The organism is Collimonas rhizosphaerae (genome assembly GCF_038896935.1).
GTDB classification, from domain to species: Bacteria; Pseudomonadota; Gammaproteobacteria; order Burkholderiales; family Burkholderiaceae_D; genus Collimonas; species Collimonas rhizosphaerae.
In genome coordinates, this window is sequence record NZ_JBANDC010000002.1 from 50,042 (window position 1) to 73,314 (window position 23,273).

25 protein-coding genes and 1 tRNA gene are annotated in these 23,273 nt (G+C 56.5%); 14 read left to right on the forward strand and 12 right to left on the reverse strand.

Features of this window, described 5'->3' with window-relative positions; genetic code table 11:
* Window positions 1–44: 44 nt before the first annotated feature.
* Window positions 45–1,379: a DUF4236 domain-containing protein gene (locus V8G57_RS02730; protein WP_342828117.1), complete on the reverse strand. Its 1,335-nt coding sequence runs from the start codon at window positions 1,377–1,379 to the stop codon at window positions 45–47.
* A gap of 743 nt (window positions 1,380–2,122) precedes the next feature.
* Here V8G57_RS02730 and V8G57_RS02735 point away from each other — a divergent pair.
* From V8G57_RS02735 to V8G57_RS02760, 6 genes are all read left to right on the forward strand, one after another.
* Window positions 2,123–2,407 carry a hypothetical protein gene (locus V8G57_RS02735; protein WP_342828118.1) on the forward strand — a complete coding sequence of 95 codons (285 nt, stop codon included), beginning with the start codon at window positions 2,123–2,125 and terminating at the stop codon, window positions 2,405–2,407.
* A gap of 62 nt (window positions 2,408–2,469) precedes the next feature.
* The gene (locus tag V8G57_RS02740; RefSeq protein ID WP_342828119.1) at window positions 2,470–3,483 is read left to right on the forward strand and encodes a hypothetical protein; all 1,014 of its coding nucleotides are present in this window, start codon (window positions 2,470–2,472) and stop codon (window positions 3,481–3,483) included.
* Window positions 3,483–4,064 (forward strand): hypothetical protein, encoded by a 582-nt coding sequence (locus V8G57_RS02745; RefSeq protein WP_342828120.1) that lies wholly within the window; start codon window positions 3,483–3,485, stop codon window positions 4,062–4,064. Before V8G57_RS02740 ends, V8G57_RS02745 begins: the two co-directional genes overlap by 1 nt.
* Window positions 4,051–4,929 carry a hypothetical protein gene (locus tag V8G57_RS02750; protein WP_342828121.1) on the forward strand — a complete coding sequence of 293 codons (879 nt, stop codon included), beginning with the start codon at window positions 4,051–4,053 and terminating at the stop codon, window positions 4,927–4,929. Before V8G57_RS02745 ends, V8G57_RS02750 begins: the two co-directional genes overlap by 14 nt.
* 25 nt (window positions 4,930–4,954) lie before the next feature.
* On the forward strand, window positions 4,955–5,305 hold the full coding sequence (locus tag V8G57_RS02755; protein ID WP_342828122.1) for a hypothetical protein: 351 nt from the start codon (window positions 4,955–4,957) through the stop codon (window positions 5,303–5,305).
* 45 nt (window positions 5,306–5,350) lie between these two features.
* Complete coding sequence (locus tag V8G57_RS02760; protein WP_342828123.1) at window positions 5,351–5,593, forward strand: hypothetical protein; 243 nt, start codon at window positions 5,351–5,353, stop codon at window positions 5,591–5,593.
* 2 nt (window positions 5,594–5,595) lie between these two features.
* Here V8G57_RS02760 and V8G57_RS02765 read toward each other — a convergent pair whose 3' ends face one another.
* Window positions 5,596–5,871, reverse strand: a complete 276-nt coding sequence (locus tag V8G57_RS02765) for a hypothetical protein (protein WP_342828124.1) — start codon at window positions 5,869–5,871, stop codon at window positions 5,596–5,598.
* 143 nt (window positions 5,872–6,014) lie between these two features.
* Here V8G57_RS02765 and V8G57_RS02770 point away from each other — a divergent pair, with 143 nt between their 5' ends.
* The 4 genes from V8G57_RS02770 to V8G57_RS02785 are packed head-to-tail and all read left to right on the forward strand — an operon-like array spanning window position 6,015 to window position 8,636.
* Window positions 6,015–6,926, forward strand: a complete 912-nt coding sequence (locus tag V8G57_RS02770; RefSeq protein ID WP_342828125.1) for a ParB/RepB/Spo0J family partition protein — start codon at window positions 6,015–6,017, stop codon at window positions 6,924–6,926.
* On the forward strand, window positions 6,923–7,330 hold the full coding sequence (locus V8G57_RS02775) for a hypothetical protein (RefSeq protein ID WP_342828126.1): 408 nt from the start codon (window positions 6,923–6,925) through the stop codon (window positions 7,328–7,330). The genes V8G57_RS02770 and V8G57_RS02775 overlap by 4 nt, the downstream gene beginning before the upstream one ends.
* Window positions 7,327–7,524 (forward strand): excisionase, encoded by a 198-nt coding sequence (locus V8G57_RS02780; protein ID WP_144740464.1) that lies wholly within the window; start codon window positions 7,327–7,329, stop codon window positions 7,522–7,524. The genes V8G57_RS02775 and V8G57_RS02780 overlap by 4 nt, the downstream gene beginning before the upstream one ends.
* Window positions 7,503–8,636: an Arm DNA-binding domain-containing protein gene (locus V8G57_RS02785; protein ID WP_342828127.1), complete on the forward strand. Its 1,134-nt coding sequence runs from the start codon at window positions 7,503–7,505 to the stop codon at window positions 8,634–8,636. Before V8G57_RS02780 ends, V8G57_RS02785 begins: the two co-directional genes overlap by 22 nt.
* Window positions 8,637–8,717: 81 nt before the next feature.
* Here V8G57_RS02785 and V8G57_RS02790 read toward each other — a convergent pair.
* From V8G57_RS02790 to V8G57_RS02805, 4 genes are all read right to left on the reverse strand, one after another.
* Window positions 8,718–8,794, reverse strand: a tRNA-Val gene (locus V8G57_RS02790).
* A gap of 66 nt (window positions 8,795–8,860) precedes the next feature.
* The gene (gene dnaQ / locus V8G57_RS02795; RefSeq protein WP_342828128.1) at window positions 8,861–9,598 is read right to left on the reverse strand and encodes a DNA polymerase III subunit epsilon; all 738 of its coding nucleotides are present in this window, start codon (window positions 9,596–9,598) and stop codon (window positions 8,861–8,863) included.
* Between the two features lie 73 nt (window positions 9,599–9,671).
* Window positions 9,672–10,106 (reverse strand): ribonuclease HI, encoded by a 435-nt coding sequence (gene rnhA / locus V8G57_RS02800; protein ID WP_092398366.1) that lies wholly within the window; start codon window positions 10,104–10,106, stop codon window positions 9,672–9,674.
* Window positions 10,107–10,157: 51 nt separating this feature from the next.
* Entirely contained in the window at window positions 10,158–10,943 is a 786-nt protein-coding gene (locus V8G57_RS02805; protein WP_092398368.1) for a class I SAM-dependent methyltransferase, read from the reverse strand.
* A 22-nt stretch (window positions 10,944–10,965) separates the two neighbouring features.
* Here V8G57_RS02805 and gloB point away from each other — a divergent pair, with 22 nt between their 5' ends.
* From gloB to V8G57_RS02825, 4 genes are all read left to right on the forward strand, one after another.
* Window positions 10,966–11,772 carry a hydroxyacylglutathione hydrolase gene (gene gloB / locus V8G57_RS02810; protein ID WP_425458212.1) on the forward strand — a complete coding sequence of 269 codons (807 nt, stop codon included), beginning with the start codon at window positions 10,966–10,968 and terminating at the stop codon, window positions 11,770–11,772.
* Window positions 11,773–11,986: 214 nt separating this feature from the next.
* On the forward strand, window positions 11,987–13,498 hold the full coding sequence (locus V8G57_RS02815) for a transglycosylase SLT domain-containing protein (RefSeq protein ID WP_092398372.1): 1,512 nt from the start codon (window positions 11,987–11,989) through the stop codon (window positions 13,496–13,498).
* Window positions 13,499–13,713: 215 nt separating this feature from the next.
* Entirely contained in the window at window positions 13,714–14,496 is a 783-nt protein-coding gene (gene fabI / locus V8G57_RS02820) for an enoyl-ACP reductase FabI (RefSeq protein ID WP_092398374.1), read from the forward strand.
* A 547-nt stretch (window positions 14,497–15,043) separates the two neighbouring features.
* A complete protein-coding gene (locus V8G57_RS02825) occupies window positions 15,044–16,450 on the forward strand; it encodes a DEAD/DEAH box helicase (protein WP_092398376.1) in 1,407 nt (468 codons plus the stop codon).
* Window positions 16,451–16,555: 105 nt separating this feature from the next.
* Here V8G57_RS02825 and V8G57_RS02830 read toward each other — a convergent pair whose 3' ends face one another.
* From V8G57_RS02830 to V8G57_RS02855, 6 genes are all read right to left on the reverse strand, one after another.
* Window positions 16,556–17,419 carry an EamA family transporter gene (locus tag V8G57_RS02830; protein ID WP_342828130.1) on the reverse strand — a complete coding sequence of 288 codons (864 nt, stop codon included), beginning with the start codon at window positions 17,417–17,419 and terminating at the stop codon, window positions 16,556–16,558.
* A 148-nt stretch (window positions 17,420–17,567) separates the two neighbouring features.
* Window positions 17,568–18,686 (reverse strand): ABC transporter ATP-binding protein, encoded by a 1,119-nt coding sequence (locus tag V8G57_RS02835; RefSeq protein WP_092398379.1) that lies wholly within the window; start codon window positions 18,684–18,686, stop codon window positions 17,568–17,570.
* Complete coding sequence (locus tag V8G57_RS02840) at window positions 18,683–19,336, reverse strand: ABC transporter permease (protein WP_092398381.1); 654 nt, start codon at window positions 19,334–19,336, stop codon at window positions 18,683–18,685. The genes V8G57_RS02835 and V8G57_RS02840 overlap by 4 nt, the downstream gene beginning before the upstream one ends.
* 9 nt (window positions 19,337–19,345) lie before the next feature.
* On the reverse strand, window positions 19,346–20,251 hold the full coding sequence (locus tag V8G57_RS02845) for a glycine betaine ABC transporter substrate-binding protein (RefSeq protein WP_342828131.1): 906 nt from the start codon (window positions 20,249–20,251) through the stop codon (window positions 19,346–19,348).
* 28 nt (window positions 20,252–20,279) lie between these two features.
* Window positions 20,280–20,972 (reverse strand): ABC transporter permease, encoded by a 693-nt coding sequence (locus V8G57_RS02850; protein ID WP_425458222.1) that lies wholly within the window; start codon window positions 20,970–20,972, stop codon window positions 20,280–20,282.
* A gap of 621 nt (window positions 20,973–21,593) precedes the next feature.
* Window positions 21,594–23,135 (reverse strand): catalase, encoded by a 1,542-nt coding sequence (locus V8G57_RS02855; RefSeq protein WP_425458213.1) that lies wholly within the window; start codon window positions 23,133–23,135, stop codon window positions 21,594–21,596.
* Between the last annotated feature and the right edge of the window lie 138 nt (window positions 23,136–23,273).

A 23,273-nucleotide genomic window follows, 5' to 3' on the forward strand; every position in this document is an offset into this window, starting at 1 on the left:
TTCGCACTCCGGCAATCGTCGTATAGGCACAAAAGTATGATCAGCTAGTTCGTCTCGACATTGCCAGTCTCCACGATTTGCAAGAGCGCAGCTTTCTGATCGACGTACCAACGCACAACGCAGTCTCGATCATGACAATTCTTCTCGCGATAGTTCCAGGCCTTCCGGGCGCGCTCCTTGAAAGCGGTACGATTGGTGGCCGCAGCTTTTGCTTTGGAAAATATACTTGCCAGCTCAAGGTCATCCGCTGCTAGCTCTCTGTCTCCGCAAATCATGCGCTCTACGTTTGAACGTGCTTTGGTGCAATCAAAGCTGGCTTGAAGTGTAGGCAGCGAGGATTTAGAAGGCGATGCTGAATTTGGCAACGCAGGCACGGCGTCGCTCTGGACACTATTATCAACCGGGTTTGAATTTTCCGACGAAATTAACGCCGAACGCTCACTACTTTGCGAATAATAAACGACGGCGATCAACGCGAGCACCATGGTAATTCCTGCAAGCATCAATGCGCTAACTTGGGCACTATCCTTAGGGTTCAACACGGTCGGGCGCGGAGAAATTTCGCACGTAACCAATGAATCAAACTTGGCATCCGCCTCAACAATTTCATCCAGCACTAAAGCCTTCTTTTTTTCGAAAGATTTCAGCTTGAAGATCCCATAAGCGGCCGAGCCCACAATCAAAATCGATCCGAAGGTGAAATTTCCTATTGAAAGGAGTAAACACCCCAGGAGACTGACAAGAAATGGCCCGACAAAAGAAGGCAACGCGGGCCATGCTCGAACTTTGTTTCGCAACGAGGTTGCAGCATCCTCTAACTCGCTACGATCACCCTGATGATCTTCACACTTCCGCTCTATCTCATACAGTGCGAGCATCGCCTTTTCTTTTTCGGCAAGCGATATCGATCCGATATCAATCGCGAGCTTAATTGCTTTGGTTGTTACCTCAAACTCTCGCGTAAGACTTCCGAGAAACTCTTGATGATCTTCAAGTGCTACAGCTTCTGCGAGATCCTTTGCGACGACATAAACGCCGTATGTAATGAAGTATTGTCGGAGTACCTTTGTCGTTCGATCTTGCACTTGTGCCACAAAGTCCCGCGATGCCTGTTCGCGTTTTGACAATTGGGCTGTGCCAGCAGAATCAATACGTTTACTCGCCGCGACAGCAGAGCGATTGGGCGTTGCTGTCCTACGAACGTTCAGATTTTGGGTATGCCGAATTCCTGTTCCGGGTATGCTAGTGGTGAGACGTCCGCGAGTATTGTAGGTAAACCCTTTCCCGCCAATTGAGGTACTCACACCGCTTTTGCTCAAGTTTATCCGCACACCAGGTGCGATTTTTATACTTCTCCTGAAGCTCCAGCCCATTTTCATCCCCTATATTTGCAATCCCAACAGACTCAATGCTATTTGAACAGTTGTCAGCCAAACGTGACGTCCACGTGCTCTAACTTTTTCCTGCAATCACCCTGAAAACTCAAGATCGAGGAGAGCATATTTTTGAATTGGTGAATTCACGTTCACTCGCTCATCATGTGACACGCTCTCCTCGTGCAGCATAAATAAAATAGCCTCAAAATCCCATGTTCCGATCTAGATTCACAAACGAGGTTTAATCTGCGGAGCGCCAATGATCCGGATTCCCCTTGCTCGTGACACGAACTCGGGCCACTAATGGCTTATGACCTAATGCTTTCGCCTCGGCTATTGCAAGATCTTGCCGTGGGTAAATTTTGTTGGTTAATTTAACGTCATGGGCGTGCTCAAGGACATATCCCTCAATTGGCCCCTCTCGTCCCTTCGGGACCGGCTCAACATATACGTTTGACATATATAGCCTCCAGATTTCCGACGGCATTGTCGGTAAAGCATAATCGCACCACAATTAACATACAGCAACAAAAATTGCCGTTACTAACTATGGGATTTTGTTGACAGCGCTATATTTCTGAACGTCCTTCTCCCATTTTTTCCCTTCCTTAAAACCTCGATTCAGCTCGTGCCAACTTTGATAATTATTTACATGCAAAAATATTTATCCATTCGCGCATTGTTTTATTTATCCATTTGCGTATAATTAATTCCATCAACACAACAAAGTCGATGAGAGGTTACTTATGAGATTTTTGATGGGCAACATAGCAAAATCTAATTTGAACAACGCGAACTTGAGGCACGTCAAGGACGTCCTCTGTACCGTCGCATTCGTCGCTTTACTCGGCCTAGCGAACGCACTAGCGACCAATGCCGGCGACTACGCCGCCCCCACGCAAGAAGAGATCGACGCCGACATCGAGGCACAACGTGTCGACCTATGCGATGCCGATGGTTGGCCGGACGACGAGAACAGCAGATTGGCGTTTCGCCGCGCGTGCCACACAGAACTGAAGCGCGCTCAGTAACAGCGCCCGTTCACTCCACGGCGCTTTGGCGCCAAAAAATTCAACAAATCGAGGGTAATCACATGGAAGTCCAAGACATCATGACGATCGAAAGCGGCACGATTGCGCTGCTGAACAAGTCGGAAATCGAACAGCAGGTCACGACAGCGCACAAATTCCCGCGCTCCATCAAGAAATTTCGTGACGAAGCCATGCAGATGGTGACGCTGACGGAAAAGGTAGCTGGCGAGTGCATCTACTCCCTGCCCCGCGCAGGAAAAACCATCGAAGGCCCGAGCGCTCGCTTTGCCGAAGTGATCGCCTCAGCCTGGGGTAATAGCCGCGCCGGCGCCCGCGTCGTTAGCGATCAGGGTGAGTTCGTCACCACGCAAGGCGTTTTCCACGACTTGGAAAAGAATGTTGCCATCACCTACGAGGTGCAACGGCGTATTACCGACAGCCGAGGGAAGCGCTACAACGCTGACATGATCGGCGTCACGGCGAATGCGGCCTGCTCCATTGCGTTGCGTAATGCGATTTTGAAGGGTGTGCCGAAAGCATTCTGGGCTGATATGTACGACGCGGCGCGCGCGACCGTCATGGGCGACTTCAAGACCTTGGCGAATCGGCGCGCCGACGCCATCAAGGCGTTTCAGTCCTACGGCGTGACGCAAGATCAAATCTGCTCAACGCTGGGCGTGTCCGGCACAGATGACATTGGCCTTGAAAAGCTCGTGACCTTGCGCGGAATCCTGACGGCCATTAAAGAAGGCGACACGACGCCTGAACAAGCTTTCGCGAATGCCGACCTTCCACCCGCGCCGCCGAAGATGCCGCAATCCAAGTCAGCAAAGGCGGCGGAACCGGCCATGGCGCCCGAAAGCATCCCAGAACCAAAAACTGGCGAGCTGCCGCTCCAAGAGCCGAAGAACGAATCACCGCTTTCCGAGGCGCAGTTTGACTACCTCAAGATGAAGCTGGAAACAGCCGCCCTGAGCTCGACCGACATTCAGAGACAGTTTGGCTTTGCCATGGCTGACATCACGAACGCCAATTTCAATGACGTTCTGGCCTGGATCAAGAATCCGGCGGCCTGATGCTTACTTTCGACGAACCCAGCCACGTGTACCGCTGGCATGGCGAGATTGTGCCGAGCGTGACGCAAATCCTCAGCCCCTTGGTGAATTACGCCATGGTGCCGCCCGAAGCATTGGAGCGCGCCCGACTGCTGGGCCAGGCAGTCCACCGCATGACCGAGCTGCACGACCTGGACGATCTTGACGAAGACACCTTGGCGCCGGAAATGATGCCGTACCTGGCCGGCTGGAAGAAGTTTCGGACAGATACCGGCTTCATTCCAGACACCATCGAGAAGCGCATGTATCACCCGCTCCACGGCTATTGCGGTACGTCCGATCGCACTGGTGCTGTCCGTGGCAGGCGTGCCGTCCTCGACATCAAGAAGATGTTGACGCTGGGGCCAGTGATTGGGCCACAACTCGCCGCCTACCAGGCAACCCACAACTTGGAAGGCGCAGCGATTGTCGACCGCTACGCTTTGGGATTGCGCCCCGATGGGACGTACCGGCTGGTTCCCTATACCGACCCAACAGATTTTGCAGCATTTATATCACTTTTAACTTTACGGAAATGGAAAGAAAGACATGGAATTAGCTGAAGACATCCGCCCCGCCACCCTACCCGCTCTGCCTCAGAAGGCTGCATTGGAAAAAGTCGCAGATAGCGTGAATGCCGTCGCGAATTCAATCACGATCAATTCTCCGGCCATGTATGAGATTGCCGTCGAAGAGCTTACGGACCTGCAGCGCAAGGTGGACGACCTGAATGAGCAGCGGTTCAAGATCACCCGCCCGATGGATGCGTCGAAGAAGGAAGTCATGGATCTGTTCCGTGGTCCGATTGAACGTTGCGAAGCCGCCATCGTGTTTCTGAAGAAACTGATGCTCGACTACGTGACGGCAGAGAAGAAGCGAGCTGCTGAAGCCCAGCGCATCGCTGACGAGCAGGCCCGCCAAGAGCGTTTCCGCCTGGAGAACGAAGCCCGCGATCAGCAAGCGGCGGCAGAGCAGAAGGTTCGTGAAGCCCAGGCCGCAGCAGAGAAAGCAGCAGCAGCTACCAAGGCCGCCGAAGAAGCTACCGCAGCCGGCGATATCGCGGCAGCAAACAAGGCCAGTGCTGAAGCACTCGCCGCCAACCAGGTTCAAGCAGCGGCTCACGCAGATGCCCAAGTAGCCCACGCACGCGTCACGCTGAACCAGACCATCGCCAGCGTCATGACCGCTCCGATCGTCGCCAGCGCGGCGCCAAAGATTGCCGGCGTGTCGACTTCAGAACGTTGGACGGCAGAGGTCACCGACCTGCTGACGCTGGTCAAGTTTGTGGCTGCCAACCCGCAATACATCACGTTCTTGCAAGCGAACATGACGCCGATCAAGCAGATGGCGACTTCGTTGAAGGCGAACATGAAGATTGATGGCGTGCGTGCCTTCCCACAGGCCGGCATCACCGCCCGCCGCAGGTAATTCAGCCCTTAGATAGGAACACATCATGACCGACACAAGGATAGACCACTTCAGCGACGAAGCCGCTCAGAAAGCTCTCGACTTCCTGCGTTTTCAGGCGGGTGAAGCCGCGATCTCCCGCGCCAATCGTATCTACATGGAAGAATTTCGGAAGACAATCAAGGCCAACTGCATGGCCGCCAGTCCCGAGAAGACCCTCACAGCTCAAGAGCGCGACGCCTACTCCAGCCCCGAATATATCGCCCACCTTGAAGCCATGCGAGCCGCGATTGAACTGGATGAGGTCCATCGCTGGAAGATGGTCGCTGCTCAGGCAACGATTGAAGCATGGCGGACGCACCAGGCGAACCGCCGCGGCGAACAGAAGATGCAGTAACCGAACCGACACCCAAAATTTAACGAATCTACTATAAGGACCGCAATGAAAACCAACGAAACAACGAACTCCGCCGCTCACATGCTCGATACCGTATTGGAGCTGCTGCAGTTGAAGAATGATGCAGCCCTTTCTCGGGCAATCGAAGTCGCGCCGCCAGTCATCAGCAAGGTACGCAATGGAGTGCAACCACTCGGTTCTACATTGCTTGTGAAACTGCACGAGGCCACCGGCATGTCCACCAAGGAAATCAAAGCGCTGGCGGGTGTTATGGCGAAGGTTGCATGAAATTAAAGATGCTTAACCGAGTGCAGAGGATCATTTCCGTCAACGATCGATTTCGCTCTTTTGAGCCCCGCTGCCAGCGCATCAGCTTCATTAGGAAACGTTGGAAGTGCCTGGGAGAAAAGGAATTTCTTGCCTCCCTCACGAGATTCGGTTTCTCCCGATCTGCAGATGTATGCACTGTACCAATACTTCGGATCCCTGAGCGGCGGCCCATATTCCGAAAGTGGAAGTACAGAAATTTCGAACCCGTTGTAATGAACACTCACCCGTTCAGCCATAACACCTCCCAAAAAGGACAAGTAATCCTGCCATGACTATAAAACGGAAAACAGTATCACAGCCTCCATCATTGCGGACTTTTCACAGCATTCAGTGAACAAATCTTATTCGCATTTATTCATAAAAATAAGGACAAAATGAAATGACCGAAAACGTATCAGGAGCTGTATCGCTCAAGGTGCTGGCAGAACGCAAAGCTGACGGCGTTCAGAAAACTACCAGATTCCAAGTAGATCCACGCATCATCGAAATTGAACCTGGATTCAATGGACGCCCAATCGACCAGGAGCATGTTGACTCCATTAAAGCATCTATCAAGGCCGGAGCTGAACTAGATGCATTGGTTGTGCGCGTCGAGGACGGTCGAATCATTCTAGTCGACGGCCACCATCGCCTGACAGCAATCCTGCAGCTAATCGCCGAGGGCTTAGAAATATTGCGGATCGATGCACGCCAGTTCCGTGGCAACGACGCCGAGCGTATCGCCCACATGCTTACCAGCGCCCAGGGTAAGCCGCTGACACCTCTTGAGCAAGGCTTGCAGTACCGCAAGCTGATCGGATTCGGCTGGACGAATCAAGAAGTCGCTTCGAAGGTGGGTAAATCTGCGAGCCACGTTTCGCAGATGCTGACACTGGCAGAGTCCAATAGCGACGTACAAGGTATGGTGGCGCGCAAAGAGGTCGCCGCTCATGTAGCTCTTGATGTTGTAAAAAAGCACGGCAGCGGTGCTGGGAAAGTACTCGCAGGCCATTTAGAGACCGCCAGATCCTCAGGAAAAATCAAGGTAACCAAAAAGACGGTAACGCCTACCGAGCAGCCTACGCCGCGCCCCATTTACGGTGACCTGCTAGATACACAGCGCCTCGACTATCTGATCGATCAGAAGGCTGTTGTTTTCCACGGCGGGAAAACGGTTTCCGGCGAGACCAAGAAGGGTTTCTGGTTATTGTGGCCGAATATTGACGAAACGCAGCCAGGTGTTTTTGAGAACTCCCGAGCAGCCATTGACGTCGCCATGCAACCCCAAGCGGAGAAAGAAAAAGCACAATGATTACAATTTTACCTGACGAATTCGCAGCGCTGCGCCGCATGAAGGATTGCTTCGAAGATGGCGAAGGTCACAATGTCGCTGTGCCAATGGTGCAGCGCCTCGCGTGCTTAGGCCTCATCCGTAGAACACATGCGCAACACTATGACTTTACTGAATTCGGCCGAGCCGTCGTGCAACACGGAAATTATCCAGCAACTGAATTGGGTGGCGATGACACTTTGCGCATAGATTGGCTTGATGCGCAGGAGCATATCCACGCGCAACAATGGCAGCATGGTCCGCGAGGTACTCCAATAAAGACTAGCTTCTACGATCGAAACCGTGTGCTGATTGCAGAGGGTATATCGCTGCGCCATGCCATCGATACGGCTATGCAGTCTTCGATAGCTAGGGAAAAATCATGAGTGCCATTGCCGCAAATATACGCTACACGCTAATTCCAGTATTTTGCGCCATCACTGGATATACCGATAAGGCCGTACGACGAAAAATCGAAGACGGCATTTGGATTGAAGGAACGCACTACCGGCGTGCGCCGGATGGACATATAACAATGAATGTTGAGGAATATTACAAATGGGTCGAGCAAGGGGCGTAGAGCTTCGCGAAAAGAGCATCCGTGTAGTTTTTATCTGGCGGGGGAAGCAGCGACGCGAGAAACTGGATTTACAGCCAACGCCAGCGAATATTAAATACGCTGAACGCCTGGTCGCAGAAATAAAATCAAAAATTTCGGTTGGGACATTCGACTACGCTGCCACTTTTCCAAACTCACCCCATGCGGCGGAGAGTACGACCGACACACCTACTTTCGCCGATGCTTGTGAGTTGTATCTTGAAACCAAAGGGAGACTGGCGGGTGCCACACAGTCGCAGTACAAAAACGCCTTAGAGTTCTGGAAGCGGAAGTTTGGCGCCGACACGCGAATCAACCTTATTACGCACGGAAAAATCGCCGCGGCTGTCGGTGGTCATCCATGGCCGTCGGCAAAATTATGTAATAACTACTTGATTCCGTTGCGCGGAACCTTTCTTCTTGCTGGCCGTGACATGCGGGACGTTGTCAATCCGATTGAGGGTATAGAGAACTCAAAGCATCAGAAAACACCGCCTGATCCACTGACTATTGTGGAGATGGAGCGCATTCTGGCCGATATGACCGAACGGTTCGATCGGCAAGTTACCCACTATTTCATTTTCGCTTTCCTAACTGGAATGCGGCCCGAGGAAATAATCGCGCTACGCTGGGATGATATCGACTGGAACAATCGGACGATTTGCGTATCGCGCGCGAAAACGTTCAAGGGCGGCCTCAAGGATCTAAAAACGAGTGAGGTCCGCGACGTCGACCTAGTTGATCGGGCCGTTAATATGCTTCAAGCCCAAAAAAGGTTTACTTACATGAAACGGGCGGAAATCTTTGAAAATCCGGTCACGGACAGGCCATGGCACGACGAGCGATCACAACGGGACCATTATTGGAAGCCATGTCTTAAAAAATTGGGGATACGAGCCAGGCGGGCCTATCAGACCCGGCACACCTATGCGACGACCGCGCTAATGGCCGGCGTAAATCCAGCCTATATTGCTAGACAGCTCGGCCATGCAAATGCCAAAATGCTATTTACAGTCTATGCGAAATGGATTGATGCCGCGGATCGCGGAAGGGAAAAAGCAAAAATGGAAGCCGTACTGCGCTTCCATTCATGATTTGCTAACGACGTTTTCACAACAATTTCTTTTGGAAAAAACCCAAAAAAAACCCAGAACCCTCGCAAACGTCGAGAATACTGGTAGGCACGATTGGACTCGAACCAACGACCCCTACCATGTCAAGGTAGTGCTCTAACCAGCTGAGCTACGCGCCTAAAGAAGCGAAATTATAATGGCAAATCTCGTTCGTGGCTAGTGTCTTGTATGGATTTTTTACAAGATCAGTTTTGCGGCGGGTTTTCCACCGCATCTGCAGCCGACTGGCGCCAGATGCACGCGCCCTTGGCATCCTTGTCCAGGCCATTGAGCAGCAGCTCATGTTCAGCCAGTTCTTCCGCGCTCGCCGCGCGCACCACGATTTCGGCCAAAGGCAGCAGCTCCAGCGCCGCACCGCCGCCATCCGCATCCTCATGCCCTGCTCCGAGATCGATGCTGAAACTGTTCTGGCCGCGCGTCATCGCCAGGTACACTTCGGCCAGCAATTCCGAATCGAGCAAGGCGCCGTGCAAGGTGCGGTGGGCGTTGGAGATGCCGTAGCGGTCGCACAGGGCGTCCAGCGAGTTGCGCTTGCCGGGGTACATTTCCTTGGCTTGCACCAGGGTGTCGATGACGCCGGCGATATCGCCGGAAAATGCGCCCTTGCCTAGCAGCTTGTACTCGGCATCGAGGAATCCCAGGTCGAAGGGGGCGTTGTGGATGATGACCTGGGCGCCGCGGATGTACTCGCGCAGCTCATCGAATATTTCGGCAAACTTCGGTTTGTCGCTGAGGAACGCGGTGGTCAGGCCGTGGACTGCCAGCGCGCCTTCTTCCGAATCGCGCTCGGGATTGATGTAGCGATGAAAATTATTGCCGGTCAGGCGCCGGTTCAGCAGTTCCACGCAACCGATTTCGATGACGCGGTCGCCGGTGCGCGGGTTGAGGCCGGTGGTTTCGGTATCCAGAACAATTTGTCGCATGGTCACTTAATCTTCAATACAAACATCTATTTATAGTAGCGCGCCGCAAACAGCGCGGCTGGCCATGGCGGCTTTATACAACCGTGGTCACGCCGCGGTTGGCGAGCTGGTCGGCGCGCTCGTTGCCGACGTGGCCGGCATGGCCCTTGACCCATTTCCACTCGATTTTATGCTGGGCCTGGGCGGCGTCCAGCGCTTGCCACAGGTCGACATTTTTCACCGGTTCGCGCGCCGCGGTTTTCCAGCCGCGCGCCTTCCAGCCATGGATCCATTCGCTGATCCCTTTTTGCACATACTGGCTGTCGGTAAATACCGTCACCTCGCAAGGACGAGTCAGGGCGGTCAGCGCTTCGATCACCGCTTTCAGTTCCATCCGGTTGTTGGTTGTATTGCGTTCGCCGCCAAACAATTCCTTTTCCTTGCCATCCGCTACCAATAGCGCACCCCAGCCGCCGGTCCCGGGATTGCCCTTGCAGGCGCCATCGGCATATATCTCTACTTTATCCATGCTTGTCTGTTTCACTTTCGCTGCTTGTTATATTTGAGAACCTTGCCTTGGCTACTCGGCGCCATTCCGGTCCGTCTTGTGTATCTTGTTGGTGGCCGGCACGCCGCGCGCAGCCTTGATCACCTGCTTGCTGAACGCCGGGCCGACCAGGTGCATGCCCTTCACCCGCTTGATCGCCTGCACGATATATACCGCGCCGAAATACGGCCACCAGCGATTGCCGGCCTTTTCCATGAACGCAAACCGGTGCAGCCATTTGCTGCTGGTGTACGGCGGCGCGTAGCAGCCGAAATGGCCGCGGTTGACTTCCATGTTCAGCAGTTTCAGCCAGTCTTTCAGGCGCAGCAGGCTGATGAATTCAGCGTTCTGCGGCAGGAAATGCACGCCCGACATGCGTCCGGCGGTCTGGCGCACGCCCCACAAGCTGGCCGGATTAAAACCGCAGATGATAACCTGCCCTTCCGGAATCAGCACGCGTTCGACCTCGCGCAAGATCTGGTGCGGCTCGGCTGCGAACTCAAGCACATGCGGCAATACCACCAGGTCCAGGCTTTGCGAGGCAAACGGCAGTTCGGCAAAATCGTGGGTCACCACCACGCCGGATTGCGCTTCGCCCGCTTCCGGCAGGCGGCTGTCTGTCAGCCATTTGTGGCGCATCCGGTTCGCTTGCAGGGATTTGATTTGCGGCACGCCGATCTGCATCGCGTTGAAACCGAAGATATCCGCCGTCATCGCGTCCAGGCGCGCCTGCTCCCACTCCAGCATGTAGCTGCCGGTGGGCGTCTGCAGCCAGGGGCCGAGCGCTATAATGGACTTTTCTGACGACGGATGTGCCATGCCTGCCTTAATTGATAACTCATTGAGTGAACCATCGGATAAGCCGTTAAGTGTATTGGCGGTGCCGGCGTTTAACGACAATTATCTCTGGCTGATTCACGATGGCCGCCATGCGGCGGTGGTCGACCCCGGCGATGCCCAGCCGATCCTGGCTGCGCTCGACGCCAATGGCCTGACACTTGTCGCTATTTTACTGACACATCACCATGCTGACCATGTCGGCGGCGTACAAACTTTGCTGCGGCACTTCGACATACCGGTATTCGGCCCTGCCGGAGAAGACATCGCCGGCGTCAGCCAGACGCTCAAGGAAGGCGACACTGCCACCGTTCCTCAGTTAGGCCTGACGTTGTCGGTGCTGGATGTGCCAGGCCACACCAGCGGCCACATTGCTTATGTGGCGCAAGGCCAGCCATGGCTGTTTTGCGGCGACACGCTGTTTGCCGGCGGTTGCGGCCGCCTGTTTGAAGGCAGCCCGGCGCAGATGGTCGACTCGCTGGCAAAGCTGAGCCGCTTGCCGTCGGACACGCAGGTGTATTGCGCGCATGAATATACCGTGTCGAACCTGCGTTTTGCGCTGGCGGTGGAGCCGGACAATCCGGCCCTGGTCGCCCGCATGGCCAGCGAACAAGCCAAACGCAAACGCCAGCAAGCCACCGTGCCATCGACCATCGCCCTGGAAAACGCCACCAATCCCTTCCTGCGCTACCAGCAAGCAACCATTATTGCCAGCCTGCAAGCCAGCGGCCGCCTCGGCGACCAGGCCAGGCAAGCCGATCCGGTGGCGGCATTCGCTGCCCTGCGCGAGTGGAAAAACAATTTCAAGTAATCCGGCAATCCGAGGCCGCACTCATCGTCATTGATTGTGATTGCCGGTTAGATAGTCTCCGCATATCGATTTATTAAAAGTAATACCTGATAAATCAATCACTTATCTCTTGTAACAGTGCAATTTCCGCTTGACGGGAGAAAACCGCCTTACGTACACTGCGTCTAATCCATTATTACCGGTTGATTACATCCCGGTCACATAAATTGAACCCATGTATCAGCTAAAACTCAAGACATTCGCTTTTGCCGCGCTCGCTTTTTTCGGCACTCCGCTCTTGGCCCAGGCCAACGACATTTCCATCTATACCCCCACTTTCAGCCTGATCGACCCGAACGACCCCAGCGCCGGCATGCTCGGCATGGAACAGATCGATATCTGGGCGCGCATCCGCAAAGGTTTCGGCATCCCTGACCTGGACAACCAGCAGGTAGTCAGCCAGACCGATTTTTACAGCGCCCGCCCGGAATATTTCGAACGCACCACGGTGCGCGCTTCGCGCTACCTGTTCCATGTAGTGCAAGAACTGGAAAAGCGCGGCATGCCGACCGAACTGGCTTTGCTGCCGTTCATCGAATCGGCGTTCAACCCGCAAGCCTATTCGAGCGCCAAGGCCGCCGGCATGTGGCAGTTCGTGCCCGCCACTGGGCGCGACTACAATCTCAAGCAAAACATGTTCAAGGATGACCGCCGCGACGTCCTGGCCTCAACCGATGCAGCGCTGACTTACCTGCAAAAACTGTACGGGATGTTCGGCGACTGGCAACTGGCGCTGGCTGCCTATAACTGGGGCGAAGGCTCGGTGCAGCGCGCCATCAACAAGAACCAGGCCGCCGGCCTGCCGATCGACTTCAACAGCCTGGCGCCGCTGATGCCGGCGGAAACCCGCAATTACGTACCCAAGCTGCAAGCCGTCAAGAACATCATCGCCGCGCCGGAGATGTACAACATCGCGCTGCCCAAGGTCGACAACCAGCCGTACTTCGTCACCATCGGCAAGACCCGCGATATCGACGTCAAGGTAGCGGCCCAGCTGGCGGAGCTGTCGCTGGATGAATTCAAGGCCCTGAATCCGCAATTCAACCGTCCGGTGATCATCGGCAGCAGCGACACCAAGATCCTGCTGCCAGAAAGCAATGCGGAGAAATTCAAGAACAACCTGACCAAATGGACCCAGACGCTTTCTTCCTGGACCTCGCATACAGTCAGCAGCGCCCGCGAACGGATTGAAACCATCGCCGCCCGCTTCGACACTACGCCGGCGATCATCCGGGAAGTCAACCACATACCGCCAAGAATGCTGCTCAAGGCCGGCTCTACCATCCTGGTGCCGAAAACCGAAGCCGCCAGCAGCGACATCACCGCCGAAGTAGCCGACAACGCCACCATGGCAGTCACTCCGGACGCGCCTGAAACCCGCCGCATCTATGTCAAGGTCGGCAAGCGCGACACCCTGGCTTCGATCGCCTCGCGCTATCGCGTCAGCGTGGCGCAGGTGAAAGCCTGGAACGGCTTGCACCGCGACAGCGTCAGCCATGGCCAAAGCCTGCAGCTGCAAGTGCCGAACCGCATGGTGGCCTCGAATTCCGGCGGCAGGAAAGCCGGCCACAACGTGCAATACCATAAGGCAACGGCAAGCGCCAGCCGCGGCAGCAAGAACAAGGTCGCGGCCAAAAAGAACACCAAACCGGTGGTCCTGGCGTCCTCCCGGGGCTCGCGCGGCTGATAGCTCCAGCAATGCCGGTCAAAAAGGCCCATGGCGCCGCCTTGCGCGCACCATGGGCTTTTTTCACTCGATGCCCGATATCAAAAATGCATGATTGGTGAACAAGCCGCCAGAGTTGCCGTGAGCGCGGCGAACCCCTACAATCTTGCCCTGTTCAACAAGAACTACACACCCAAGCGTCCGCAGCACCCGCGGCGCGCATCTCTGGAGTCAATATGGCATTCCTGCAAGGCAAAAAAATTCTGATCACGGGCTTGCTGTCCAACCGTTCGATTGCTTACGGCATTGCGCAAGCTTGCAAGCGCGAAGGCGCCGAGCTGGCCTTCACCTACGTCGGCGAGCGCTTCAAGGAACGCATCACCAATTTCGCCAAAGAGTTCGGCAGCGAACTGATTTTCGACTGCGACGTTGGCAGCGACGAGCAGATCAACGCCCTGTTTGCCGACCTCGGCAAGTCCTGGGACCACCTGGACGGCCTGGTCCATGCCATCGGTTTTGCTCCCGCCGAAGCCATTGCGGGCGATTTCCTCGACGGCTTGTCGCGTGAAGGCTTCAAGATCGCGCACGACATTTCCGCCTACAGCTTCCCGGCGATGGCGAAAGCCGCGCTGCCGATGCTGCGCCCGAATTCGGCGCTGCTGACGTTGACTTACCTGGGTTCGGAACGCGTGGTCCCCAACTACAACACGATGGGCCTGGCCAAGGCGTCGCTGGAAGCCAGCGTGCGCTACCTGGCAGGCTCGCTGGGCCCCAAGGGCGTGCGCGTGAACGGCATTTCAGCCGGGCCGATCAAGACCCTGGCCGCCAGCGGCATCAAGGGTTTTGGCAAGATCCTGGGGTTTGTCGCCGAGCACGCCCCGCTGCGCCGCAATGTGACCGTAGAGGATGTCGGCAACGCCGCCGCCTTCCTGCTGTCGGACCTGTCCAGCGGCATCACCGGTGAAATCACCTATGTCGACGGCGGTTTCTCGCACGTGGTGGGCGGCATCGCCGAATAATCTGCAGCAGCACGCTGCCGCACGCGGTTGGCACAAACAAATCAAACGCCCGGCATAGCTGGGCGTTTGTCTGCAGGTTATCCAGGCGATGGCATTATCCGACTGCAGCAACAGTTGCCTATGCTTCAACTGCAATCCCTGAAAATGCGCCGCAAACAACGGTACAGCCGCAAACCCGGCCTAATTTGCGGCAATCGCATGAATAAGGTGCATCAACCGTAAAAGTATTGTATTATTCTGTGCTGCGTTGCAATAACGAACGCAGGCAGCAAGTTACCGGGTCCTGATCCGGTGGCGCTGTAAAAACAATAAGTAGCTGCGCAAGCCTAAGCGTGTTCCGGCCTCAAATTGGAACATCGCATTGTAAAAGCCCTCCCGCCTTGTGTGTCGATCCTGACACCGTCCCGGCGCAAAGCTTTTGTGCCGAAATTTCTTTGTATTTGTTTCTTAGTCATTTCGTTGGTTGGCGTTGCTTTTTTGCGTTCGCTGCATTCATCGCATAGCGATTGTCTGTAGTTCATGACGCTGCACTTTACGAAAGAAAAAAATGACTTTTGAATCACTAGGCCTCCACACGTCCGTTATCAAAGCACTGACCGAAGCTGGCTACACAAAACCGACAAGCGTCCAAGAACAAGCCATCCCTGCTGCCATCGAAGGCCGTGACCTGCTGGTTTCCTCGCAAACCGGCTCCGGCAAGACCGCAGCATTCATGCTGCCTGCGCTGCACAAATTCGCCTCGGAGCAGCAAGCTGCCCCGGCCGCCGCAGGCAAGACACCGAATCAAGAAATGCAAGCTTCCCGTTCACGCGGCGAGCGTCCACGTTTCAAGCCTGCACAGCCAAAGATGCTGGTATTGACGCCGACCCGCGAACTGGCCCTGCAAGTAACCACTGCGACCGACAAGTACGGTTCGCACATGAAGCGCGTCAAGGCAATCTCGATCCTGGGCGGCATGCCTTACCCTAAGCAGATGCAATTGCTGGCGAAGAATCCTGAAATTCTGGTTGCTACTCCAGGCCGCCTGATCGACCACATGGAATCGGGCAAGATCGATTTCTCGCAACTGCAAATCCTGGTGCTGGACGAAGCTGACCGCATGCTGGACATGGGTTTCATCGACGACATCGAAAAAATCGTCGACGCAACGCCTGAATCGCGTCAAACCATGCTGTTCTCCGCTACGCTGGACGGCGTGGTCGGCAACATGGCAAAACGCATCACCAAGAACCCGATGATCATCCAGATCGCCGGTTCGGCCACCAAGCATGAAAACATCCAGCAGAAGGTTCACTTCGTCGACGACCTGTCGCACAAGAATCGCCTGCTGGACCACCTGCTGCGCGACGTCACCATGGACCAGGCAGTTGTATTCACTGCCACCAAGCGTGACGCCGACACGATCGCCGACCGCCTGAACATCGCCGGTTTCGCTGCTGCCGCACTGCATGGCGACATGCACCAAGGTGCGCGTAACCGCACCCTGGACAGCCTGCGCCGCGGTCAAGTCCGCGTGCTGGTGGCTACCGACGTTGCCGCTCGCGGTATCGACGTCCCGGCCATCACCCACGTATTCAACTACGACCTGCCGAAATTCCCGGAAGACTACGTCCACCGTATCGGCCGTACCGGCCGTGCAGGCCGTAACGGCGTTGCGGTATCGCTGGTGAACCACGCTGAAGGCGTCAACGTCAAGCGTATCGAACGTTTCACCAAGCAACTGATCCCGGTCGATGTGGTTGAAGGCTTCGAACCAAAGCGTTCGGCTTCGGCTCCGCGCTCGAACCACAAGCCAGGCGGCTGGAAACCAGGCGACAATCGTGGCGGCCCTGCCAAACCAGGCGGCCGTACCTTCAGCAAGCCAGGCGCACCGCGCAAAGACGGCGGTGGCGGCGGCTACAAAGGCAATCGTTCGAACGACAGCGGCGCACGTCGCTCGTTCGGCGACCGCTAAGTAGCTTGGGCGATCTTGATGATCACCCTGCAATCCTCGTAATAAATGAAAAGGCCGCTGGAAATTTCCAGCGGCCTTTTCTATTGTCTTGCCGCCAGCGTCAATTCAAGCCGACCAGCCCAGCAGCACGGCGCCCAACGCAATCACCGCGCAGGACAACAGCCTGCGCAAAGTCAGCGCTTCGCCCAGGAACATGCGCGCGATCAATGCAGCAAACAGCACCGAAGTTTCACGCAGGGCCGAGACCGGTCCCATCGGCGCCAGCGTGATCGCCCATATCACGATGCCATATGCCAGCAGAGACATGGCGCCGCCGCCCAGCGCATTCCAGGTAGCGCGCTCGCGCAAGCCAATCCGCAGGCTGCCGTGCATCGACAGGTAAATCGCAAGCAAGGGCAAACCGTCCAGCAGGAACATCCAGCCGGCATAGGACGCAGCGCTGCCGGCCAGGCGCGAACCGAGGCCGTCGACGATGGTATAGCCGGCGATGAAAACGCCGGTGGTAAACGCCGACAGCGGCGCATCCCACTGCTGCCAGCCGCCAGCCACGCTGCTGCCGCGCCTGAATTTGATTTGCGCCAGGCTGATGATGCCGGCCGAGATCAGCACCACCCCTGCCAAGGTCAGGACTCCCAGCTGCTCGCCGGCAAACAGGGCTGCGCCGAGCGACACCAGCAACGGCGAGGAACCACGCGCGATCGGATAAGACTGGCCGAAATCGCCGGCCCGGTACGCACGGACTAAAAAGAGGTTGTAGCCGGCATGCAGCACCACCGACATCAGGATATAAGGCCAGCTGGCAGGGGCCGGCAGCGGCGCCCAGAGCACAATGGGAACAGACGCCACCGCAGAACCGATGGTCATCAAGGTGATGGCCCATAAACGATCGCCGCTGCTTTTCAGCATGGCGTTCCAGGACGCATGCAGCAAGGCCGCGCACAATACCAAAGCAATCACGCCAGCCGTCATGCGCTAGCTCCGTGGGAACACCTTGGGTACCTGATCATGGATTTTGAAATGAGAAATGAGGCTGGCAAAACCTTGCATTGTAAATGCAACGCGGGGTTTACGCCTCATGACGTAAACCCCGCGCATTTCCCTGCCCGGACGAAACCGGTTAAGCGCGCGTGCGGCCGGAACTCAGGTAATCGGCGATCGAATCCTGGGTAACCTCGCCCAGGTAGCTGTTGTCCTGGCCGATCACCGGCATCCAGCTGGTGCTGTGCTTGTACATCTTGGACAGCACCACGCGCAGGTTTTCATCCGGTGCCGCGCTGACCGGGAACGGCTTCATCTTGTCGATGCAAGCGCCCTGCCCGCTGCGCGCATCGCGCCTGGCGACATAGCCGAGCGCATGGTTGGCGGCGTTGGTGACCGTCACGTAGCGGTAGTCGTTATCGTCCATCACGCCATAGGCGGCAGCCATGCTGGCGTCTTCCAGCACCGTCGCCGAATTGGCGGCGGCGTCGCCGGCGCGCACCAGCAGCAGCCGTTTCAAGGTAGCATCCTGGCCGACGAACGAGCCGACGAATTCATCTTTCGGACGCGCCAGCAAGGTATCAGGATGGTCCACCTGCACCAGCTTGCCGGCGCGGAAAATCGCGATCTTGTCGCCCAGCTTGATTGCTTCGTCGATATCGTGGCTGACCATGATGACAGTCTTGTTGAGCGCCCGCTGCATCTGGAAAAATTCATTCTGGATCGATTCGCGGTTGATCGGATCGACCGCGCCGAACGGTTCGTCCATCAGCAAAACCGGAGGATCGGCCGCCAGCGCCCGGATCACGCCGATGCGCTGCTGCTGGCCGCCCGACATCTCGCGCGGATAGCGGCTCAGGAATCGCTTGGGATCAAGCGCCACCATCGCCATCAGCTCGGTAGCGCGCTCGCGGCAACGCTTCTTGTCCCAACCGAGCAGGCGCGGCACCACGGTAATGTTTTCTTCGATGGTCATGTTGGGAAACAAGCCGACCTGCTGGATGACATAGCCGATTTTCCGGCGCAGGCTGACTTCATCCAGGCCGGTAGTGTCTTCGCCGTCCAGCAGCACGCGGCCGGAAGTCGGCGTGATCAGGCGGTTGATCATTTTCAGGGTAGTAGTCTTGCCGCAGCCGGAAGGCCCCAGGAATACGCAGATCTCCCCTTCGGCAACCGTCAGGTCAACTTCGTTCACGGCCTTGACCTTGCTGCCGTCTTTTTGGGTGAATACTTTACTGAGCTGGTCGAGTTGAATCATGGTTTTTGCATTCCTTTCGGTGTAAGCAGCCGCTGCAGCACTTGCAGCAGCATGTCGGCGACAATCGCCAGCACGCTGATCAGCACCGCGCCGACCACCAGTTTTTGCATGTTGCTTTGACTGATGGCGTGCAGAATCAGGACCCCGAGACCGCCGGCGCCGATGATCGCCGCCACCGCCATCACGCCGATGTTCATGACCACGGCGGTGCGGACGCCGCCCAGGATGACCGGCACCGACAAAGGCAGGTCGACCAGCCGCAAGCGCTGCCAGAACGTCATGCCGATGCCGATGCCGGCTTCCTTGATGCCGTGGTCGATGCCATCCAGCGCCAGGTAAGTGTTGCGCATGATCGGCAACAAGGAGTACAGGAATACCGCGGTAATCGCCGGCAGCGGCCCCAGTCCCTGGCCGAAGCGGGAAAACAGCGGAATCATCAAGCCGAACAAGGCGATCGACGGCAGCGTCAGGATGACTGTCGCCAGGCCCATCATCGGACTGGCCAGCCAGCGGTGGCGGATCATCACGATGCCGAGCGGCACGCCGATCAGGATCGCCAGGCCGACCGCTATCCCCACCAGCATCAGGTGCTGGATCGTGAGCTGCAGGATTTCTGGCCAGGCGCTCGTCAAATAATCAAGAAAATTCATGCGGCATCCTTATATCAAGCCTTCGGCGCGCAGGAAATCTGCAGCGACCTGGGCTATCGGCAGCTGGTCGATATCCACTTTTTTATTCATCTCGGTCATCTTTGCGGTATCGATCTTTGCCGACAGCGCGTTGAGCTGTTCGGCAAGCTTCGGATTGGCGTCCAGGATCTCCTGGCGCACTACCGGCACCGCGCTGTAAAAGGCGAAGAACCCCTTGTTATCCTGCAGCAGCTTCAGGTTGAAGCCCTGCACCCGGCCGTCGGACGAATAAGTCAGGCCGACATTCAGCTGGTCGTTGCGCAGGGCGGTATACACCAGGCCGGCATCCATCTGCTTCACCTGGCTGCGGTCCAGGCTGAAACCGTACAGTGCTTGCAGCGGCTCAAGGCCGTCGGGGCGCGAAGCGAATTCGAAATCCATGCCCATCAGGTATTTTTTATCCGGATCCTGTTTGCCTGCCTGGTTGATTCTATCGGCCAGGTCCTCGATGGTGTTCAAGCCCTCGTCCTCGGCGCGTTGCCGCGGGACCGCCAAGGCATAGGTATTGTTCAGTTCGGATGGCTGCAGCCAGACCAGCTTGCGCGGCGCGTCCAGTTCCTTGACCCGCTGGTAGGATTGGTCCCGGTCCAGCTTTTCATCTATCTTGTTGTACACGACCAGCGCGGTGCCGGTGTAGTCCCAGACGATGTCGATCTGCCCGCTTTCCAGCGCCTGGCGCATGATGGTGGTGCCAAGGCCGTTTTTCAGGCTGGCCGTGTAGCCTTTCGCGTTCAGGTATTGCTGCGTCATGGACGACAGGATCAGCTGCTCGGTAAAGTTCTTGCCGCCGACCACCAGGCCGGCCGCATTCGCTTGCATCGCGCCGAACAGGCCGAGCGCAAAAGCCAGCAATGCTGTCATACGGAATTTATGCATGTTTGTTCCTTGTCAGAATAGGTGGCGCTCAGCGCAGCAGGCCGCGCTTGCTCAGGTAAGCATTGCTGCCCAGCGAAACGATCGCGTCCAGCATCAGCGCCAGCACGGCGGTGGCGGTGGCGCCCAGCAGCAACTGCCCATGGTTGTTCAGGTAAATGCCAGGGAAGATCAGGCCGCCCAGGCTCTCGCCGCCGATCAGGATGGACAACGGCGCGGTGCCGACATTGATCGCCAGCGCGGTGCGGACGCCGCCGACGATGATCGGCAAGGCATTCGGCAGCTCGACCCGGAACAGCACCTGCAGCGGCCGCATCCCAATGCCCTTGGCCGCCTCTTTCATCGCCGGAGAAACCTGCTTCAGGCCTTCATAGGTATTGCGCACGATAGGTAGCAGCGACGCCAGCCACAAGGCGAGGATGGCCGGCTTGTCGCCGATGCCGAACATGGCCAGCGCCAGCGCCAGCACCGCCATGGAGGGGATGGTGTTGCCGATATTGAAGATCTGCATCCATTTTTCGGCATGGCGGGAAAAGTACGGCCGGCTCAGCACGATGCCGGCGGGGATCCCGCACAGCAGCGCCAGCGACATCGACCAGGCCACCAGCACCAGATGACGGCCGGTGTAGTAGACCAGGTCGCCCTGGTACTGGCGGATGACGGCAGGGCCGATCGACCAGCCGATGGCGGCCACGACCAGTAATGTGACGGCGGCGCCGACCATGGCGTTGCGATAGCGATTCGTCATGCTTACTCCCTTGCACAGGCAGCGGCGGCAAACGCGTGGCGCCGCACGCCGGCTTTTTGCCTGCGGCTACGCCAACGGTTTTTCTTTTCCGCTGCATATTGCATGACCGCAAAACACGGAACGGCATAGCCGGAACCTGTCAGCGCGACATGCAAACTCAATTTTTTATAATCTCGTCCGGTCTTCCCGCAGGGAGGACATTGAACAAGCCGACTGCCGCATGGGGCGGCAAAGAATGCGAGGAATTCCCCGACTTTGGCGACACTCCGGCGTTGCCGAAGCGTGAGACAACCCGCTGACGCGAGTCACGAAACCCAAAAATGTGCCGTTGAGGCAGCACCATGTTGTTGAGAGTTTGCCATTATAGCCAATTTTCTTGATGACGTCCAGTAATGGGTTTGTCGAAAGCTATTACCCAAATGTCTGAGAAGAGATCGAAAGAGGCCTTTTCGCCCGCGACAAGCCTGTTTTCCGCCGAATAAACAAAAATGCGAGACCGCCGGAAAACGGCGATCTCGCATGTCATTGTGATGCCGGCGACGCGGCATGCAGGCCAGTTTCAGCTGCATGCCTGGCTGGCTACCGAAGCCCGGGCAATCAGCCCTCGAGCTTTTTCGCCCGCGCCTGGACGTCAGCCAGGTTGCCGTTCACCGCGGCAGTCAAGCGCGTACCGTAATCAGCGTCGGCCTTGTAAAAATGGCTTAGCATGATTTGCTTGATTTCCGGATTGGCGACCTTTACCAGGTCGCTGGCAAGATTGCCGATCAGGTTCTCCTGCTCCTGCCGGGACAATGCGCGGTAGAAATCGCCGGCCTGGCTGAAGTTGTCGGTTCTGGCGACACGCGCCTGTTGCGTGCTGCCGCTCAGCGGCGTCTGCACCGCCTTGTATTGCGCATCGTCGGCATAGCTGCCGGCCTGGCGCGACGGCTGGTAATTGACATCGCCGGGCGGATTGGCGACAGCGCCGGCGCCGTTGGAGTTGTAGTTATTCACCTTCACCAATGGCTGGTTGATCGGCAAATGCTGGTTGTTTGCGCCCAGGCGGTGGAACTGCGTGTCCGCATACGAGAACAGGCGGCCCTGCAGCATGCGGTCTTCCGACGGCTCGATGCCCGGCACCAGGTGCGAGGGCGCCATGGCGACCGATTCGGTGGTTTCAAAGAAATTCTCCGGCACCTTGTTCAAGGTCATGGTGCCGATCCTGGTTTCGGCGATGCCGGGCCAGATCTTGGTGGCGTCCAGGGCATCGAAAGCAAATTTGCCCAAATCTTCTGGCTTCACCACCTGCACGTACAGATCCCATTTTGGAAATTCGCCACGCTTGATGGCAGCGTAAAGGTCATCGGTCAGGTTATTGAAATCTTCGCCCTGTACTTTGGCCGCTTCGGCACGCGTGAGATTCTTCACGCCTTGCTGGCTTTTCCAGTGGAATTTCACATAACTGACCTGGTTCTGCGCGTTGACCATTTTAAATGCGTGGACGCCGTTGCCATCCATCATGCGGTAAGAAGCCGGGATGCCGAGGTCGGAATACACGCGCGTCAGCATGTGGGTGCTTTCCGGCTGGTGGCTGAAAAAATCGAAGAAGCGGTTTGGATCCTGCGTATTGGTGATCGGCGACGGTTTCAGCGAATGGACCATGTCGGGAAACTTGATGGCGTCGCGGATAAAAAATACCGGCAGGTTGTTGCCGACCAGGTCCCAATTGCCTTGGTCGGTATAAAACTTGGTGGCAAAACCGCGCGGATCGCGCAGCGTCTCCGGCGAGCCGCTTGGGTGGATCACGGTAGAGAAACGTACGAACACAGGTGTCTTTTTACCGGCGGCGGCAAACAGGCTGGCGCGTGTCAGTCCGGACAAATCGCCGGAGGAGACAAACTCGCCTGCGGCGCCGGTGCCGCGCGCATGGACCACGCGCTCTGGAATCCGTTCGCGGTCAAAGCGCTGCAGCTTTTCAATCAGATGCGTGTCTTGCAGCACATCCGGCCCGCTCGGACCGGCGGTCTGCGAATTCTGGTTGTCGCCGATCGGCGAGCCATTGTCTCGAGTCATGGTTTGGGCGGTAGCAGTGGATGCCAGCAATGCGCCGAAGCCCAAGGCCGCGATGCGCGAGAGTGAAAACTGTCTGGATATCTTCATAATTTGGCCTCTATGTTTTGTCATGTGCGGGGATACGCCGGCAAATTATGAAGTTCCAAAACATCTTTTCATATTGATAATTTCCAATGGGAAATATAGTCAAATACTATCAATATGCGCAATTCAATTTATAACAAT